At 63.9% G+C, this 16,432-nt stretch carries 16 protein-coding genes; 8 read left to right on the top strand and 8 right to left on the bottom strand.

Annotation, left to right across the window (positions count from 1 at the left end; all coding sequences use genetic code 11):
* Window positions 1-144: 144 nt before the first annotated feature.
* Entirely contained in the window at window positions 145-1,185 is a 1,041-nt protein-coding gene (gene gtdA / locus IVA79_RS02940; protein WP_247550274.1) for a gentisate 1,2-dioxygenase, read from the bottom strand.
* A gap of 86 nt (window positions 1,186-1,271) precedes the next feature.
* On the opposite strand from gtdA, the gene maiA reads away from it, so the two are divergent.
* Together maiA and IVA79_RS02930 are read left to right on the top strand one after the other, a co-directional pair.
* Window positions 1,272-1,904, top strand: a complete 633-nt coding sequence (gene maiA / locus IVA79_RS02935) for a maleylacetoacetate isomerase (RefSeq protein ID WP_247550273.1) — start codon at window positions 1,272-1,274, stop codon at window positions 1,902-1,904.
* The gene (locus IVA79_RS02930; protein WP_247550272.1) at window positions 1,894-2,406 is read left to right on the top strand and encodes a MarR family transcriptional regulator; all 513 of its coding nucleotides are present in this window, start codon (window positions 1,894-1,896) and stop codon (window positions 2,404-2,406) included. Before maiA ends, IVA79_RS02930 begins: the two co-directional genes overlap by 11 nt.
* A 193-nt stretch (window positions 2,407-2,599) precedes the next feature.
* Here IVA79_RS02930 and IVA79_RS02925 read toward each other — a convergent pair whose 3' ends face one another.
* From IVA79_RS02925 to IVA79_RS02905, 5 genes are all read right to left on the bottom strand, one after another.
* Window positions 2,600-4,213, bottom strand: coding sequence for a benzoate-CoA ligase family protein (locus IVA79_RS02925; protein WP_247550271.1), 1,614 nt, complete (start codon window positions 4,211-4,213; stop codon window positions 2,600-2,602).
* Window positions 4,210-5,349, bottom strand: coding sequence for an FAD-dependent monooxygenase (locus IVA79_RS02920; protein WP_247550270.1), 1,140 nt, complete (start codon window positions 5,347-5,349; stop codon window positions 4,210-4,212). Before IVA79_RS02920 ends, IVA79_RS02925 begins: the two co-directional genes overlap by 4 nt.
* 193 nt (window positions 5,350-5,542) lie before the next feature.
* A complete protein-coding gene (locus tag IVA79_RS02915) occupies window positions 5,543-5,758 on the bottom strand; it encodes a hypothetical protein (protein ID WP_247550269.1) in 216 nt (71 codons plus the stop codon).
* Window positions 5,759-5,875: 117 nt separating this feature from the next.
* Complete coding sequence (locus IVA79_RS02910; RefSeq protein ID WP_247550268.1) at window positions 5,876-6,739, bottom strand: cysteine rich repeat-containing protein; 864 nt, start codon at window positions 6,737-6,739, stop codon at window positions 5,876-5,878.
* Window positions 6,740-6,895: 156 nt separating this feature from the next.
* A complete protein-coding gene (locus IVA79_RS02905) occupies window positions 6,896-7,897 on the bottom strand; it encodes an NADP-dependent oxidoreductase (protein ID WP_247550267.1) in 1,002 nt (333 codons plus the stop codon).
* Window positions 7,898-8,108: 211 nt separating this feature from the next.
* On the opposite strand from IVA79_RS02905, the gene IVA79_RS02900 reads away from it, so the two are divergent.
* Window positions 8,109-9,407, top strand: a complete 1,299-nt coding sequence (locus IVA79_RS02900; protein WP_247550554.1) for a dicarboxylate/amino acid:cation symporter — start codon at window positions 8,109-8,111, stop codon at window positions 9,405-9,407.
* 9 nt (window positions 9,408-9,416) lie between these two features.
* Entirely contained in the window at window positions 9,417-10,376 is a 960-nt protein-coding gene (locus IVA79_RS02895; protein ID WP_247550266.1) for an amino acid ABC transporter substrate-binding protein, read from the top strand.
* A 163-nt stretch (window positions 10,377-10,539) separates the two neighbouring features.
* Here IVA79_RS02895 and IVA79_RS02890 read toward each other — a convergent pair whose 3' ends face one another.
* Window positions 10,540-11,361, bottom strand: coding sequence for a RimK-like protein (locus tag IVA79_RS02890; protein WP_247550265.1), 822 nt, complete (start codon window positions 11,359-11,361; stop codon window positions 10,540-10,542).
* A gap of 20 nt (window positions 11,362-11,381) precedes the next feature.
* On the opposite strand from IVA79_RS02890, the gene IVA79_RS02885 reads away from it, so the two are divergent.
* The 4 genes from IVA79_RS02885 to IVA79_RS02870 all read left to right on the top strand — a co-directional run bounded on the left by IVA79_RS02885 (window position 11,382) and on the right by IVA79_RS02870 (window position 14,988).
* The gene (locus IVA79_RS02885; protein WP_247550264.1) at window positions 11,382-11,588 is read left to right on the top strand and encodes a hypothetical protein; all 207 of its coding nucleotides are present in this window, start codon (window positions 11,382-11,384) and stop codon (window positions 11,586-11,588) included.
* 157 nt (window positions 11,589-11,745) lie between these two features.
* A complete protein-coding gene (locus tag IVA79_RS02880) occupies window positions 11,746-12,519 on the top strand; it encodes a ferredoxin--NADP reductase (protein WP_247550263.1) in 774 nt (257 codons plus the stop codon).
* Between the two features lie 515 nt (window positions 12,520-13,034).
* Window positions 13,035-14,660, top strand: a complete 1,626-nt coding sequence (locus tag IVA79_RS02875; RefSeq protein WP_247550553.1) for an FMN-binding glutamate synthase family protein — start codon at window positions 13,035-13,037, stop codon at window positions 14,658-14,660.
* An 88-nt stretch (window positions 14,661-14,748) separates the two neighbouring features.
* Entirely contained in the window at window positions 14,749-14,988 is a 240-nt protein-coding gene (locus IVA79_RS02870; protein ID WP_247550262.1) for a PilZ domain-containing protein, read from the top strand.
* Between the two features lie 22 nt (window positions 14,989-15,010).
* Here the strand turns inward: IVA79_RS02870 and IVA79_RS02865 are convergent, their stop codons facing one another.
* Window positions 15,011-16,306, bottom strand: coding sequence for a hemolysin family protein (locus tag IVA79_RS02865; protein WP_247550261.1), 1,296 nt, complete (start codon window positions 16,304-16,306; stop codon window positions 15,011-15,013).
* Window positions 16,307-16,432 lie beyond the last annotated feature (126 nt).

Genomic DNA, 16,432 nt, shown 5'->3' with positions numbered 1-16,432 from the left:
CTCCGCAGCCGTAGGGTGGGTTAGCCTCACGGGTTGCGCGAAGCGCAAACCGCGAGGCGTAACCCACCTCTACTGTTTCCGCATTTGAACGAAGTTGGTGGATTACGCCTTCGGCTAATCCACCCTACGAGACCTACGAGAGCATCACCCGTTGCCTCTGTCCTCGCGAAACAGATCCAGCTTCTGCTGCACCGGCCGATCCGAGAAGCTGAACAGCACGGCATCCTCATCCGCCTCGTGCGTGACCCAGTGCCAGCTCGGCACCACGAACAAATCGCGCGGGCCCCATTCGAAAACCGCATCGCCAATGCGGCTGCGGCCCTTGCCTTCGATCGGGCAGAACACGGTGGCGTCGGTCGACCGATAGCGCGCGGTCTTGAAGCCCTTGGGCAGCAGCTGGATGAAGGTGCCGATGGTCGGCATCGCAAAATCGCCGGTCTCGGGATTGCTGAACTTCAGCTTCAGTCCGTGACAGGCGTCCCATTCCTGGCTCGTCCTCGCCTTCTCGAGCGCTTCACGGGTGTAGGCATAGGGATAGCTGAAGATCGGCGAGGTTTTCGACGAACGCTTCACATCGACAGGCAAGAGATTGTGGCCGTAGCGCGCAAAGCTGTCACCGGCCGGCCTTGTGATCTTCTGCTGGTCTTCCTGCGATCCTTCCGCGAAGGAGCAATCAAAGAACTGCACGAGCGGAATGTCGAGACCGTCGAGCCAGAACATCGGCTCGTTGGTTTCGTTGGAATGATCGTGCCAGGTCATCGACGGCGTGATGATGAAGTCGCCGGGCTCCATCGCGGTGCGCTCGCCGTCGACGGCGGTATGCGCGCCCTTGCCTTCGAGCACGAAGCGCAGTGCGGACTGGCTGTGGCGATGGGCGGGCGCGACGTCGCCGGGCACCACCATCTGCACGCCGGCATAGAGCGAGGTCGTGATCTTGGACTGACCGCGCAGGCCGGGGTTCTCCAGCACCAGCACACGCCGCTCCGCCTCCTTAGCGGTGATGAGCTTGCCGGCTTCCGTCATGTAGTCGCGGATGACATCGAACTTCCAGAGATGCGGCCGGCAGGCGCTCTTCGGCTCCGGCGTGATCAAATCGCCCATCACCGTCCACAGCGCGGTGAGGTTTTCGCCGTCGATCTTCCGGTAGAACGCCTCGCGTTCCGGCGTCTTGGTCACGGCTTCCATGGCTGCTGCTCCCGATCGTTTTGTTGATTGACAGTATACTGACGATCTAGGTAGCGTCAACGTGACGAACGAGAGGGAGGGTTCCGATGAAGCTGCACGGCTATTTCCGTTCCAGCGCCGCCTACCGGGTGCGCATCGCGCTGAATCTCAAGGGCCTCAGTGCTGCGCATCTGCCACATCATCTGCGCAAAGGCGAGCAATGCGCACCCGCCTATCTCGCCATCAATCCGCAAGGCTTGGTGCCCGCTTTGGAGGACGATGCGGGCGCAGTGCTGACCCAATCGGTCGCCATCATCGAATGGCTCGACGAGACGCACCCCAATCCGCCGCTGCTGCCGAAGGATCCGCTGCGGCGCGCCAAGGTGAGGGCGTTTGCGCTGGCGATCGCCTGCGACACCCATCCGGTGCAGAACCTGAAAGTGCTGGCGCGGTTGCGGGAGCTTGGTCTGCCCGAGGAGAAGGTCCAGGACTGGGCGGCCTGGGTCAACCGCGAGGGACTGTCGGCCTGCGAGACGCTGATCAAGGACGAAGCAGGCCCGTTCTGCTTCGGCGCTGCGCCGACGCTGGCCGATCTCTGCCTAGTGCCGCAACTCGCCAATGCGCGCCGCTTCGGTGTCGATGTCTCCGCCTATCCGCGCCTGCTGAGGGCGGAAGCTGCCGCCAAGGCGCTTGCAGCCTTCGCCGATGCCGCGCCGGAGAAGCAACCCGATGCCGAGTAAGCCGCCCGCTCCGATCACGATCGACGCCGTCTATGCCGCGCCGGGCTATCTGTTCCGGCGCATGCAGCAGATCGCGGTCTCCATCTTCATGGAGGAGTGCAAGGCGTTCGACCTCACCCCAGTGCAATATGCGGCGTTGATCGCGATCCACACCCATCCCGGCATCGACGCCACGCGGCTCTCGGCGGTGATCGCCTTCGACCGCTCCACGCTCGGCAGCGTGATCGAGCGGCTGCAGGCCAAGGACTATATCGAGCGCAAGCCGGCGCCCGAGGATAAGCGGATCAAGCTGCTCTATTTGACGAAATCAGGCGCCGCGATCCTGCGCGAGATCATCCCCGCGGTCGAGCGCGCCCAGGCGCGCATGCTGGAGCCGCTGAAGCCCACGGAACGCAAGACGCTGATGGGGCTGCTGGTGCAGCTCGTCGACCTCAACAACGAAGCGTCACGCGTGCCGCTGCGGGCAGAGGATGCGCTGGAGCATCTGGGGAAGGCGGGGTGAGGGAAGTGTGTGGGGCGACGTTGGCGCCTCGTGCTCATATCTCGTAGGGTGGGCCAAGGCGCCCTTGCGCCGTGCCCACGACCTCTCTCCAACGGATCAGAAGTGGTGGGCACGCTTCCGCCTTCGCTCTTCGAGCTACGGCGGATCGCTTTGCCCACCCTACGATGGCTGCGCGTGTTTCTCCGTCCTCGCTTCACATCCGGAGCAACGCCTGCCGATCAATCTTCCCCGTCCCCGTCTTCGGCAGCTCGTCGATGAAGATCACCTCGCGTGGGTATTTGTACGGCAGCAGCTTGCCCTTCACATAATCCTGCAGCCGCCGCGTCGTGGCACCCTGGTCGGCCGTGCGGTTGTTCATCACCACCACCGCCTTCAGCGTCATGCGGCGGTCCGGTAGCTCGGCGGCGAACACCGCGCATTCGCGGATATCGGGGTGGTCGGCGAGGCAGAGCTCGACCTCGAGCGGGTAGACCCACTGGCCCGAGATCTTGATGAGATCATCGGCGCGGCCGCGGAAGAAGTGGAAGCCGTCGGCATCACGGACGAAGCGATCACCGGTGTAGATCCAGCCGCCCTCGCGAATGGTCTCGGCGGATTTGTCTGGCCGGTTCCAGTACAGCGGCGTGTTGGAATCGCCGCGCACCCACAAAATGCCTTCCTCGTTGTCGCCGACGTCGCGGCCCTCCTTGTCGCGGAGCGCGATCTCGTAGCCGGGAACGCGTAGGCCCGCGGCACCTAACTTCTTCTGCTCGGGCCGGTTGGAAAGATAGATGTGCAGCACTTCGGTCGAGCCGAGGCCTTCGATGATTTCGAGACCCGTGAGTGCCTTCCAGCCGTTGAAGACTTCGGCCGAGAGCACCTCGGCGGCGGAGAGCGACATGCGCAGCGACGAGAAGTCGGTCTTGTCCGCGCCATCGGCCTTGGTCAGCGAGGTATAGAGCGTCGGCAGGCCGAAGAAGACCGTTGGCCTGTATTGCTCGATCGCCGCAAAGATCGATGCGGGCTTCGGCTGGCCCGGCAGCAGCAGCGTCGCAGCTCCAGCCGAGAACGGGAAGGTGATGGAGTTGCCGAAACCATAGGCGAAGAAAATCTTCGGCACCGAAAAACAGATGTCATCAGGCGTCAGCTTCAGCACGCTCTGTGCAAAGGCGGCCTCGCTATAGGCCATGTCGTGCTGGAGATGCACGATGCCCTTGGGCCGTCCGGTCGACCCCGAGGAATACATCCAGAACGCCATCTCGTTGCGATGGGTGTCCGCCTCCGCCAGCTCGGCCGGGAATTGCGCGAGCCATGCTGCGGCAGAGATCGATGCAGGCGCGGCATGCTCGCCTGTCTCGCCGTTGACGACGATCAGCGTGCGCAGCTTCGTGTCCTTGCAAGCCTCCGCATTGAAGCGCGCCGCGAATTCGGCATCTGCTACTGCAACAGCCGCGCCGGAATCGGCGAGATAGAATTGCAGGAGATCCGGCGGCGTCAGCGTGTTGATCAAGAGCGGCACGAAGCCGGCGCGCACCGCGCCGAAGAAGGCAGCCGGGTAGGCCGGGGTGTCGTCGAGAAACAACAGCACGCGGTCGCCGCGCTTGAGGCCCAGTGACGCAAAGCCGTTGCCCCAGCGGCAAGCCTCATTGCAGAGCTCGGCATAGGTTCGCGTGCCCGCGGGACCCAACAGCGCGAGCTTGTCGCCACGGCTTTTGCCGAGATTGTCGAACAGCACGCGGCTGGCGTTGTAGATTTCAGGAACGGCAAAGCCGATCTCGCGTGCCCCCTCGCCGCCCGTGGGCACCTGGTCGCGAATCTCGTTGCTCATGCCTCGTCTCCGTCGTTCTTGGCCGCCTCGTAGCGGGCCATGAAGGCCGGCGACATCGCGCGCAGCCGGGAATCGTCGATACGGCCGGAGCGGGTAATGTAGCTGTAGGCGAAATCCATCAGGTCGAGCTTCATGTGCTGGGCAAAATGCTCGTACCAGAACGCCGACGTGCGCGCGGCATTGACCAGCTTCTGCACCACCGGCTTTCGCGCGGCCTGGTAGCGATGCAGCGCTGTGGCAAGGTGCGCATCCGATTCCAGCGCCTTGACCAGCGCGATGGCGTCCTCGATCGCGAGCCGCGTGCCCGAGCCGATCGAGAAATGCGCGGAGTGCAGGGCATCGCCGAGCAGCACCATGTTCTTGAACGACCAATGCTCGTTCCAGACCCAGGGAAAGTTGCGCCAGACCGATTTGTTGGAGACGAGGCAATGGCCGCCAAGCGTGTCCGCGAACACCTCTTCGCAGACGCCCTTGGACTGTTCGACGTCCTTGTAGGCGAAGCCGTAGGCCTGCCAGGTTGCGTGGTCGCATTCGACCAGGAAGGTGCTCATCGCCGGCGAGTAACGGTAATGATGGGCGTTGAAGGCGCCGCGGTCGGTCTTCACGAAGGTCTGCGACAGCGTGTCGAACCGCTTCGAGGTTCCGTACCAGACGAACTTGTTGGAGGAGTAGGACAGCGAGGTGCCGAAATCGCCCTCATAGGCCCGGCGCACCAGCGAATTCAGCCCGTCCGCGGCGACGATCAAATCATGCCCATTGAGCTGGTCGATGGCGTGGATCGGCGTGTCGAAGCGCGGCGTGACGCCGGCGTCGAGCGCGCGCTGCTGCAGGAATCGGAGCAGTTCGAGCCGGCCGATCGAAGAGAAGCCGACCCCGTCGATGGCGACGCTGTCGCCACCGAGGTTCAGCGTGATGTTCTCCCAGCTCTCCATATGCGGCGCGATCGCATCGACCGTTTCGGGGTCGTCGGCGCGCAGGAATTCCAGGGCCTGGTCGGAGAACACGACGCCAAAGCCCCAGGTCGCGTCGGCCGGGTTCTGTTCGAACAGGTCGACCTGATCCTCGGGGTGGCGCTTCTTCCAGAGATAGGCGAAATAGAGCCCACCGGGCCCCCCGCCAATCACGGCGATCCGCAACGTCTGCCTCCCTAATTGACAGTATACTTACTATCTAGGGGTAGACTAATGTGCTCCGGCGTCCTGCGCCAGCGGAATTTCGGCCATGCGCGGGGCGCGTCGAAGCTTATCTTCGGACACACGTTTTACGCGCGTCCGAAACCGTCAGGTCCGAATCATAACCAAACCGCGCCGGCTTGGCCATCCGCCGCGTTCAGACGCAGCGCTTCACGTAGACGCCGTTGACAAGCACCCGGGTGCAGCGGACCGCCGGAACCGGCTTGCGAACGACGACGGCCGCGTTCGGGCCGGCGCAGCCGGCGCGATAGACCCCGCGGGCGCACACCACCGCATTGGCATCGGTGGCCTCGAGGGTCATGGTCGCTCCGAAGGCGAGGAGCGCAGAAGCAACGAGCAGCAATGAACGCATGTTGTCCTCCCGGCTTGTCGTGATCGAAATCGGATATTTGCAATAGATTTGTCGTTTCCGCGTGCGGCAATTCATTCGCGTACGCCGTCGATCATGTTTGCGCTTTGGCGCGCGATCTCATCGCACCGCGAACGGAGCCAGCACGTCCTTGCACGCGGGCGACAGCGAGGCGGCCCTGTTTGAGATGCACTGAATGATGCGGCCACCGCCGGGCGCGACGCCGGCGCAGAGGGAGCGGATGTCGGCGCCGCAGGCCGACCTTGCGATGAACAGCTCTTCGCGCGGCAGCAAAGGGCGCAAGACGATCACCGCCGGTGCGGCCGTCGGCGCCGCCGCCGCGGGAGCCGCTGCCGCGGGAGCCGCACCTGCGGGCGCGGCCGTCGCTGCGGTGCCACCGCCGGCCGCGGCGCTCACGGCCTTTTCGCAGGCGGGCGAGACTTTTGCCTTGTTCTTCTCCAGGCATTCGAGCGCGGACGCGCCGCCCGGCGGCACGCCGGCGCACACCTTGGGATAGTCGGCGCGGCATGAACTCTTGATCGCAGCAAGTTGTGCGCTGCTCGGCTGCTTGGCGGCGGCGGCCTTCGGCGCCGGCGCGGCCGGCTTTGCAGCGGGGGCGGTCTCGGACTTCGGCGCTGCAGGCGCCGGCTCCGCCTTGGGAGCGGCCTCCTTGGGCGCAGCTTCAGTCTTTGGCGCGGCGGGAGCGGCTTCGGTCTTCGGTGCCGCAGCGGGCTCGACGGCGCGCACCGCGGTCTGGCATCTCGATGACAGGCTCGACATGTTCTTGTTCAGGCATTGATACGCCTCCACGCCGCCGGGCGTGACGCTCGCGCAGTGCGCCATGAAGTCCGAGCGGCACGCGGACCGCATCGCGTCCTTCTGCGCCTCGGTCGGCGCTTGCGCGAACGCGGATGCTGCAGCTGCGAACAGCGCCGCCGCCAGCAACACGGTGCGCGTTGAGACTTGTTTCAACGTGTTGAACATCTGGATGAATTCCTGCCCTGTCGATATTTCTTGACGATCAATCAGAGTCGCGCAGTCGCAGTCGTCGCGAGTGATGCCTCGCGAGCGATATCATTGGCCGCTTCGGCTGCTACCGCAAGTAGATTATGCTGGCGCAGATACGACGTGCCGAAATCGTCAGAGCCTAACCATCCGCTTGCCGCGGTTCTCGCCCGCGAGCAATCCGATCAACGCCCCTGGTGTGTTCTGCAATCCGTCGATGATGTCTTCCTGCACCTTCAGTCTGCCGGATTTGACCCAGGCCTGAAGGTCGGCCAGCGCGCGCGGACTCTCCTTCATGTAATCCATCACGATGAAGCCCTGCATGATGAGCCGCTTCACCACGATCAGCCCCGGCACGCCGCGCGGTCCGTGCGCGGCGGGCGCGCCGTCATACTGCGAGATCGCGCCACAGCAGGCGATGCGGCCGTAATTGTTCATCTGCGGCAGGCAGGCTTCGAGAATGTCGCCGCCGACATTGTCGAAATAGACGTCGATGCCTTTCGGAGCGGCTGCGCGCAGCGCCTTGAACACCGCGCCATCCTTGTAGTCGACGGCGGCATCGAAGCCGAGCTCGGAGGTCAGCCAGTTGCACTTGTCCGCGCCGCCGGCGATGCCGATCACGCGGCATCCCTTGATCTTGGCGATCTGCCCGACGATCGAGCCGACCGAGCCTGCGCCTGCGGAGACCACGACCGTCTCGCCTTCTCTCGGCTTGCCGATCTCCAGCAGGCCGAAATAGGCGGTGAGGCCGGCGATGCCGAACACGCTGAGCAGATGCGTCATGGGCTCGAGCTTCGGCATCTTGGTGAGATGCTTTGCGGCCACCGCGGCAAATTCCTGCCAGCCGGTGTCGCCGAACACGATGTCACCGGGCGCAAGCCCCTCGGCTTTCGAGCTGACGACCTCGGCAATGGCGCCGCCGGCCATCACGCTGTTGGCCTCGACCGCGGAGCGGTAGGTCGCGCCGTGCATCCAGGCGCGGTTGGCGGCGTCGAGCGAAATGTAGCGCACGCGCAGCAGGGCCTCGCCGTCCTTCGGTTCCGGCACCGCGCCGTCCACCATCTTGAAATGCTCGGGGCCGAGCTTGCCGCTGGGTTTCTCCACCAGAAGAATCTGGCGATTGATGTTGCCGCTCATGGCGTTCCCCTCTTCGATTGTTTGACGATTGTTGATGCAGCCGCCGCAAACAAAACGTGCAAGCTGCATTCGTTGTGCACTGCATGAAGGCTAGATCGCCGCGTTCCATTTCACAATGGGAACATCCTGAAAACGCGATCACACGCAAAGCGTGTTGCGTCGCTCTCCCTTCTGCGACATCATGAAGCGCCGGTGTACGTGGGGGTCAATGATGTCCAACAGGTTTACGCAATACATTCTGGCGGCGATGGTGCTTGGCATCGTCATGGGGTCGGCGATCTACAACTTCCTGCCCGACACGCGCGCCGAGTGGGCCTCCTCCATCAACCTGATCGCCATGATGTTCCTGCGCTTGATCAAGATGATCATCGCGCCGCTGGTGTTCGCGACCCTGGTCGGTGGCATCGCCCATATGGGCTCGGGCTCCAAGCTCGGCCGCATCTTCGCCAAGACCATGGGCTGGTTCGTCAGCGCTTCCTTCGTCTCGCTGCTGCTCGGCCTGATCATGGTCAACCTGCTCCAGCCCGGCGCGAACTTCCCGGGCACGCTGCCTGCGGCGAGCCAATCGACCGGTCTGCCGGTCTCGGCTTTCTCGATCGAGAAATTCCTGACCCATCTGATTCCGACCTCGATCGCGGATGCGATGGCGCAGAACGAGATTCTCCAGATCGTGATCTTCGCCGTGTTCTTCTCGGTGGCGATGGGGGCGATGCCCGAGCGTTCCAAGCCGATCCTGGCGCTGATCGACGATATCGGCCACATCATGCTCAAGGTGACGAGCTACGTGATGCTGTTCGCGCCGCTCGCGGTGTGGGCCGCCATCACCGCGACGGTCGCCAAGAACGGCCTCCTGGTGCTCTGGAAGCTGGTCGTCTTCATGGGCGGCTTCTATCTGTCGCTGGCGATCCTGTGGACGATCCTGGTCATCGTCGGCTTCATCGTGATCGGGCCACGCTACAGCCATCTCTTGAAGCTGGTCCGCGAACCGCTGATGATCGCGTTCTCGACCGCGAGCTCGGAGGCGGCCTATCCGAAGACGCTGGAGGCGCTCAACCGCTTCGGCGCTTCGTCGCGGATCTCGAGCTTCGTGCTGCCGCTCGGCTATTCCTTCAACCTCGACGGCACGATGATGTACTGCACCTTTGCGGCCGTCTTCATCGCGCAGAGCTATCACATCGACATGCCGCTCGGGACCCAGCTCGCGATGCTGGCGACGCTGATGATCACCTCCAAGGGCGTCGCCGGCGTGCCGCGCGCGTCCCTCGTCGTGATTGCCTCGACCCTGGCGCAGTTCAACATCCCCGAGGCGGGCCTGTTGATGATCATGGGCATCGACACCTTCCTCGACATGGGCCGCAGCGCCACCAACGTGATCGGCAACACGCTGGCGACCTCGGTCGTGGCCAAATGGGAAGGCGAGCTCGGGCCCGAGCACGCGATGGGCCCCAGTGACGCCGTGCCCGACGACATGGTGCCGGGCGAAGTGCCCGCAATGGCCGGCCATGGGTAGGAGTGAACCATGGGCCAGATATTGGCGAGGTCGCTGACCTCAGGACGGCTGTGGCTGGCGGCCTCGTTGCTCGGGACATCTTTTTTGTTGGCGACCTCGTTGTTCGCGACCTCGGCGTCCGCCCAGACTGGTGGCGAAGGGCTCAGCCCGACGCTGCAGGCCATCAAGAAGGCGCACACTGTGCGGCTCGGCTACCGCGAAAGCTCGCCGCCGTTCTCCTTCCTCGACCAGTCGGGCCGCCCGATCGGCTACAGCCTCGAGCTGTGCGAGGCGATCGTCGAGGAGATCGGCGTCGAGGTCGACGATCCCAATTTGAAGATCGACTACGTCAAGGTCACCTCGGACGACCGCATCGACGCCGTGCTCCAGAACAAGATCGATCTCGAATGCGGCTCGACCACCGCCAACGCCGAGCGCGGCAAGCGCGTCGCCTTCTCGCCCTTGATGTTCGTCGCCGGCACCAAGCTGATGGTGCCGAAGGCATCGAACGTCGCAGGGGTCACCGATCTCAAGGGCAAGACCGTGGTGGTGACCAAGGGCACGACCAACGAGCAGGCGATGCATGCGGCCGACAAGAAGTTCTCGCTCGGCCTCAACATCGTCACCGCCAGCGATCACGAGCAGTCGTACCAGATGCTCGCCGAGGGCAAGGCCGACGCGTTCGCGACCGACGACATCCTGCTGTTCGGCCTGATCGCGCGTCACAAGGCGCAGGACAAGTTTCGCGTCACCGGCGATTATCTGTCCTACGATCCCTACGGCATCATGTTCAGGAAAGGCGAGCCGCAATTGTCCGCATTGGTCGAGCGTGCCTTCCGCAAGCTCGGCTCCAACCGCGACCTCGTCCCGCTCTACAACAAATGGTTCACCGCGAGGCTTCCGACCGGCGAACGGTTGAACGTGCCGATCTCGCTGCAATTGGAGGAGGCGTTCAAGGCGATGGACGATTCCGCCAGCGCGAATAATTAATAATTAGAGGCAATTGCCTCTCTCCCCGTCATCCTGAGGTGCGAGCCCAGCGGTCAATGCACCGCTGAGCGAGCCTCGAAGGATGAACGGCCGAGCTGTCAGACGGGCTGTCGTCCTTCGAGGGCCGCTGAAGAAGCGGCCACCTCAGGATGACGGCGATAGGTCATCGCTCGTGGCGCACGTCCCCAAACACCCGGTCCAGCGCCGCGTCATACGTCGCCTGCACCAGTTCCGGATGCAGCTTGCCCAGCGCCTCCATCATGACGCCGGAATTGATCTCGAGCACGCGCCATTTGCCATCGATGCGCACCAGATCGATTGACGCAAAGATAATGCCGATGGCGCTCGCAGCATCGACCGCGAGTTTCACGCAAGCCGCGCGAGCCTCGCCATCCCTTAGCAACACCGGCTTTGCGCCGGCATCGAGATTGTGTCGCCAATCTCTGCCGCGCTGCTTGCTGTAGACCACGAGCGGCACATCGCCGAGCAACACCACACGGACCTCGTCCTCGATCGCCAGAAAAGGCGAGATCACGAGTCCGGCGCTCATCGCGAAAACGTCGCTGGCCGCGTGGTCGAGTTCCGCCTCGGTCGTCACCTTGAACACCGAGCGGCCCGATGTCCCCTCGTTCGGCTTCACCACCACGCCTTGCGGATGGCCAGCAAGCAGCTCGAGCATGGCGTCGCGCCAGCGGGGGCCAACGACATTCTTGCCGAGCTTCGGGTTGAGGAAGAGGTGATGGGGAATGCAGGGCACGTCCGCCAGCGCCAATGCCTCTGATGTCGCCGATTTGTCGTTGGCGAGGCGGTGCGCGATGGCGCTGTTGAGGCCGATGTCGTAGCCGAAGGCGAAATGGCGCACCTCGCCCCGGCGCATCGCGATCAGCCAGCCGCCGGCGCGGACATCGACGGTGATGCCGTGGTCCGCGCAATAGCGCCGGATCGCCTGAACGAAGATTCGCTCCCCGCTTGCCCAGTCGCCCATGTCGCTGGCCGTGCCTCCCGTTGTTCCTGTCGCCGAAAGCCGCAAAAATGCGGGCGCTGGCGCCAATCGCCTGGAAAATCAGAGCTATTCTTAATGAAATTCTCGCGAGCGCGACGGAAATTAAGTGCTGCAATCGCGCCCTGGAGGGAAAAGAAATTGCCCGCCCCGCACGCTGGGCAGCAGAATCCTTGATGATGCGGCCAATTCCGCCGCAAATGCCGGTTTGATCGGCATCAATTGCATCCGAAACGAGGTTGATTATTGGTCTCAATGGCGTAGATCACACACGCGAAATCCTCCGCCATGGCAATGGTGTCCGCCCCGATTTCAGGGCCGGACAACGCTGTTGCCCGAAAACCGCAATTATTCGGAATATCGAAAATCATGAGCGCGTTTTACCGAGAGAAGGTTCTTTCCGTCCAGCACTGGACCGATACGCTGTTCAGCTTCCGCGCCACGCGCGATACCGGCTTCCGCTTCCAGAACGGCCAGTTCGCGATGATCGGCCTCGAAATCGACGGCCGTCCGCTGCTGCGCGCCTACAGCATGGCGAGTGCCAACCACGAGGAAGAGCTCGAGTTCTTCTCGATCAAGGTGCAGGACGGTCCGCTGACCTCGCGCCTGCAGAAGATCAAGGAAGGCGACACCATCCTGGTCGGCCGCAAGGCGACCGGCACGCTGATCACCGACAATCTGCTTCCCGGCAAGCGGCTGATGCTGCTCTCGACCGGGACGGGCCTTGCGCCCTTCGCGAGCCTGATCAAGGACCCCGAGGTCTACGACCAGTTCGAATCCATCGTGCTGGTGCATGGCTGCCGCCAGGTCTCCGAACTCGCCTATGGCGAGAGGCTCGTGGCTTCCTTGCGCGAAGACGAGCTGTTCGGCGAGCTGCTCGCGGACAAGCTGATTTACTACCCGACCGTGACCCGTGAGCCGTTCAAGAACCGCGGCCGCATCACCGATCTCATCAGCTCCGAGCAGATCTTCAACGACATCGGCCAAGGCCCGCTCGACATCGCCACCGACCGCATCATGATGTGCGGTAGCCCGGCGATGCTGGAAGAGCTGAAGGTGATGTTCGAAGGCCGCGACTTCATCGAGGGCAGCGGCAACAAGCCCGGCCATTTCGTGATCGAGAAGGCGTTCGTCGAGCGGTAAGCGCCGCTCGCGAAGCTCTCCATCGTACTGGACTGCTAGCCCTCAACTCAGTCGTCGTCCCGGACAAGCGCGCCGCAAGCGCGCGCCGATCCGGGACCCCAGCGCTTGCGCTCGTCGCCATTGCCACTGGCCGTGGTCAGGCGAAGACTCGGAGTGACGGCTTTCTCTCACCACAAAATCCTGTGGTTATGGGTCCCGGGTCTGCGCTTACGCTTGCCCGGGACGACAGGTGAATGTGCGGAAGCGCGTGTCCGCTCCAAGTTGCAGCCGGTAGCGGCTGTTCGCCCGGGCCCTCCCGTCCCTTCTCACCCCTTTGCTGCACCGCACCCCGCCCATCGGACTGATTGATTTGTCTCAGCCGAATTCGCTAGCCTGAAACAAGGGCCGCGTCATATCCGTATGACAGGCGAGGGCGTATCGTACCGCCTCATGCTGGCGAGAGGATCGGAATCGTGGCCGACAACAACAAGACGCAGCAATCCCCCAAACGGCTGCCGCTGGCGGAAGAGGGGATCATGGAAACCCTGCTGCTGCCATTCTCGCCGCGCTTCATCGTGCTGACGATCTGCACGGTGGTCACCGCGCTGTTGATCGGCATCGGCATCGTCGACCGCAAGATCTTCGACATCCTGCTGGTCCCGATCCTGATTTTCGGCGCGCTGACGCTGCTCGGTGTCCGCGATCTCCTGCAGAAGAGCCACGCGGTGCTGCGCAACTATCCGATTTCGGCGCATATCCGCTTCCTGCTCGAAGAGATCCGCCCCGAGATGCGGCAATATTTCTTCGAGAGCGAGAAGGACGGCATGCCGTTCTCGCGCGACACCCGCGCGGTGGTCTATCAGCGCGCCAAGATGGAGCTCGACAAGCGTCCGTTCGGTACGCAAGAGGACGTCTATCGCGAAGGCTATGAGTGGATGCATCACTCGGTCTCGCCGAAGACGCATGCACGGGAGAAGTTCCGCATCAGCATCGGCGGGCCCGACTGCAAGAAGCCCTATTCGGCCTCGGTGTTCAACATCTCCGCGATGAGCTTCGGCGCGCTCAGCCCCAACGCGGTGCGGGCGCTCAATGCCGGTGCGAAAAAGGGCGGCTTCGCCCACGACACCGGCGAGGGCGGCGTCAGCCCCTATCACCGCGAGATGGGCGGCGACATCATCTGGGAGATCGGCTCCGGCTATTTCGGCTGCCGTCATCTCGACGGCAGCTTCGATCCCGAAGCGTTTGCCCGCGTGGCCGGCGACGACCAGATCAAGATGGTCGAGCTCAAGGTCAGCCAGGGTGCCAAGCCCGGCCATGGCGGCGTGCTGCCGGCCGCGAAAGTCTCGGAGGAGATCTCCAAGATCCGCGGCGTCGCGATGGGTGAGGACTGCATCTCGCCGGCCTCGCACCGCGCGTTCTCGACACCAACAGGCATGATGCAGTTCATCGCCGAGATGCGCCGCCTCTCCGGCGGCAAGCCGGCCGGCTTCAAGCTGTGCATCGGCCATCCCTGGGAATTCCTGGCGATCTGCAAGGCGATGCTTCAGACCGGCATCTATCCGGATTTCATCGTCGTCGACGGCAATGAGGGCGGCACCGGCGCGGCGCCGCTGGAATTCATGGACCATCTCGGCATGCCGATGCGCGAGGGCGTCAGTTTCGTCCACAACGCGCTGATCGGCATCAATGCGCGCGACCGCATCAAGATCGGCGCTTCCGGCAAGATCGCGACCGCCTTCGACATGGCGCGGGCGATGGCGATCGGCGCTGACTATTGCAACTCCGCGCGCGGCTTCATGTTCTCGCTCGGCTGCATCCAGTCGCTGAGCTGCCACACCGACCGCTGTCCGACCGGGGTGGCGACCCAGGACCCGACGCGTGCGCGCGCGCTCTACGTGCCGCTCAAGATCGACCGCGTGCACAATTACCACCACGCGACGCTGCATTCGCTCACCGAGCTGATCGCCGCCGCCGGCCTCGAACATCCGCAGCAGCTGCGCCCGATCCATTTCAGCCAACGGATGTCGACGACCCAGGTGCAATCCTTCAAGCAGCTCTATCCGGCGCTGCGCCCGGGCGAGCTGCTTGAAGGCACCGAAGACCCGCGCTTCCGCGACGCCTGGCGGATGGCGCAGGCCGACACGTTTCAGCCGGCGCTGTGAGCGTCGCCCCGGCGGCTGGCCCCGCCACGTAATTCTCCGGGGGACGGCTTTTAACGCTTGTTTCAACTTTGGGTGTAGATTGTTCTCCATGGACGAACGGCGCGACAAGGCAAGGCATCGCGTGCTGAAGGCCGGAACCATCGAGTTTGGCGGCGGCGCGATCGACTGCACCGTGCGCAACCTGTCCGACACCGGCGCGGCGCTCGGCGTCACCAGCCCGGTCGGCATCCCCGAGCACTTCACCCTGTTCGTCCAGGCCGACGGAAGCCATCGGCCCTGCACCGTGATCTGGCGTAAGGAGAAGCGGATCGGCGTGAGGCTCGGGTGAAGGGCTCGCCCCTCCGCTCAATTTACCCCGTCTCGACCTCGCTCAATCGGCTCGCCAAGATCTTGTCGATGCGCCGTCCATCGAGATCGATCACCTCGATATGCCAGCCGCCGAAGTCGAAGGCATCGCCCGTGTCGGGCAGCGCGTTGAACTGTTGCAGCACCAGGCCCGCCACCGTGTTGTAGCGGTGCGGCGGCAATTCGACGCCGAGCAACTCGCCGAACTCGTCGACCGGCATCCAGCCGGAGATCAGAAACGAGTCGTCGGCGCGCCTGACATAGGCCGGCTCCGGCGGTCCCGCTTCCGAATGGAAGGCGCCGACGATCGATTCGAGAATGTCGGCGGCCGTCACCATGCCTTCGAAGCCACCATATTCGTCGTAGACGAACCCGACATGCACCGGAGCAGTTTTCAGGATGGTCAGCACGTCGCGCGCGTCTGCCGACGCCGGGATGCCGGGCGCCTCGCGCACGAGCGCGCGCAGGTCGGGGTTGCGTTCGTTCATATAGGCGACCAGCAGGTCCTTGGCCTGTAGCACGCCGATCGGCTTGTCGCGGTCGCCATCGGAGACGGGAAAGCGCGAGTGCGGGCTCTTGGCGATGATCTCCTGGATGGCGGCCACATCGTCGTTCAGGTCGATCTCGTCGACCTCCGTGCGCGGCGTCATGACGGCGCCCACCGGACGGTCGCCGAGCCGCATCACGCCGGCGATCATCTCCTTCTCGCCGGGTTCGAGCACACCTGCGCTCTCGGCCTCGCTGACGAGGTGATGGATCTCGTCCTCCGAGACCTTCTCCTCGGACTTGCCGCCACGGCCGAGCAGCGTGAGGATCAGCCTGCCGGAGACGTCGAGCAGAAAGACCAGCGGCAGCGAGACCTTGGCAAGCATGTGCATGGCTGGCGCAACCCTCACCGCGATGCTTTCGGGATCGCGCAGCGCCACCTGTTTCGGCACCAGCTCGCCGACGATCAGGGTGGCGTAGGTGATGAGTGTCACGACGATTCCGACGCCGACGATGTCGGCAATGCCGGGGGACAGGCCGAGCTCGAGCAGCCATTGCGTCAGCCGTTGTCCGAGCGTCGCGCCCGAGAACGCGCCGGAGAGCACCCCGACGAGCGTGATGCCGATCTGCACCGTCGAGAGGAATTTGCCGGGATCGGCCGCCAGCGTCAGCGCCCGCTCGGCGCCGCGGATGCCCTTGGCGGCGAGCAGCGACAGCCGGGCCGGACGGGACGAGACCACGGCCAGCTCGGACATGGACAAGAGGCCATTGATGACGATCAGGACGACGACGATGACGAGTTCGACCGAGAGCATTGACGTTCCGAGGTAAGTGAGTGCCGCCGTACGAACGGCACATGCCTTGATATAGGTATTCGGCGAGGAAATGCCGTCAATTTTGCCTCATTTGGTGCCCGCGGGAACTGCGGGCGATCGAAGGGG

This window comes from Bradyrhizobium sp. 138 (assembly GCF_023074075.1).
Classification (GTDB): domain Bacteria; phylum Pseudomonadota; class Alphaproteobacteria; order Rhizobiales; family Xanthobacteraceae; genus Bradyrhizobium.
The sequence above is the reverse complement of the archived record's forward strand: the minus strand, read 5'-3'. Positions and strand labels throughout refer to the sequence as shown.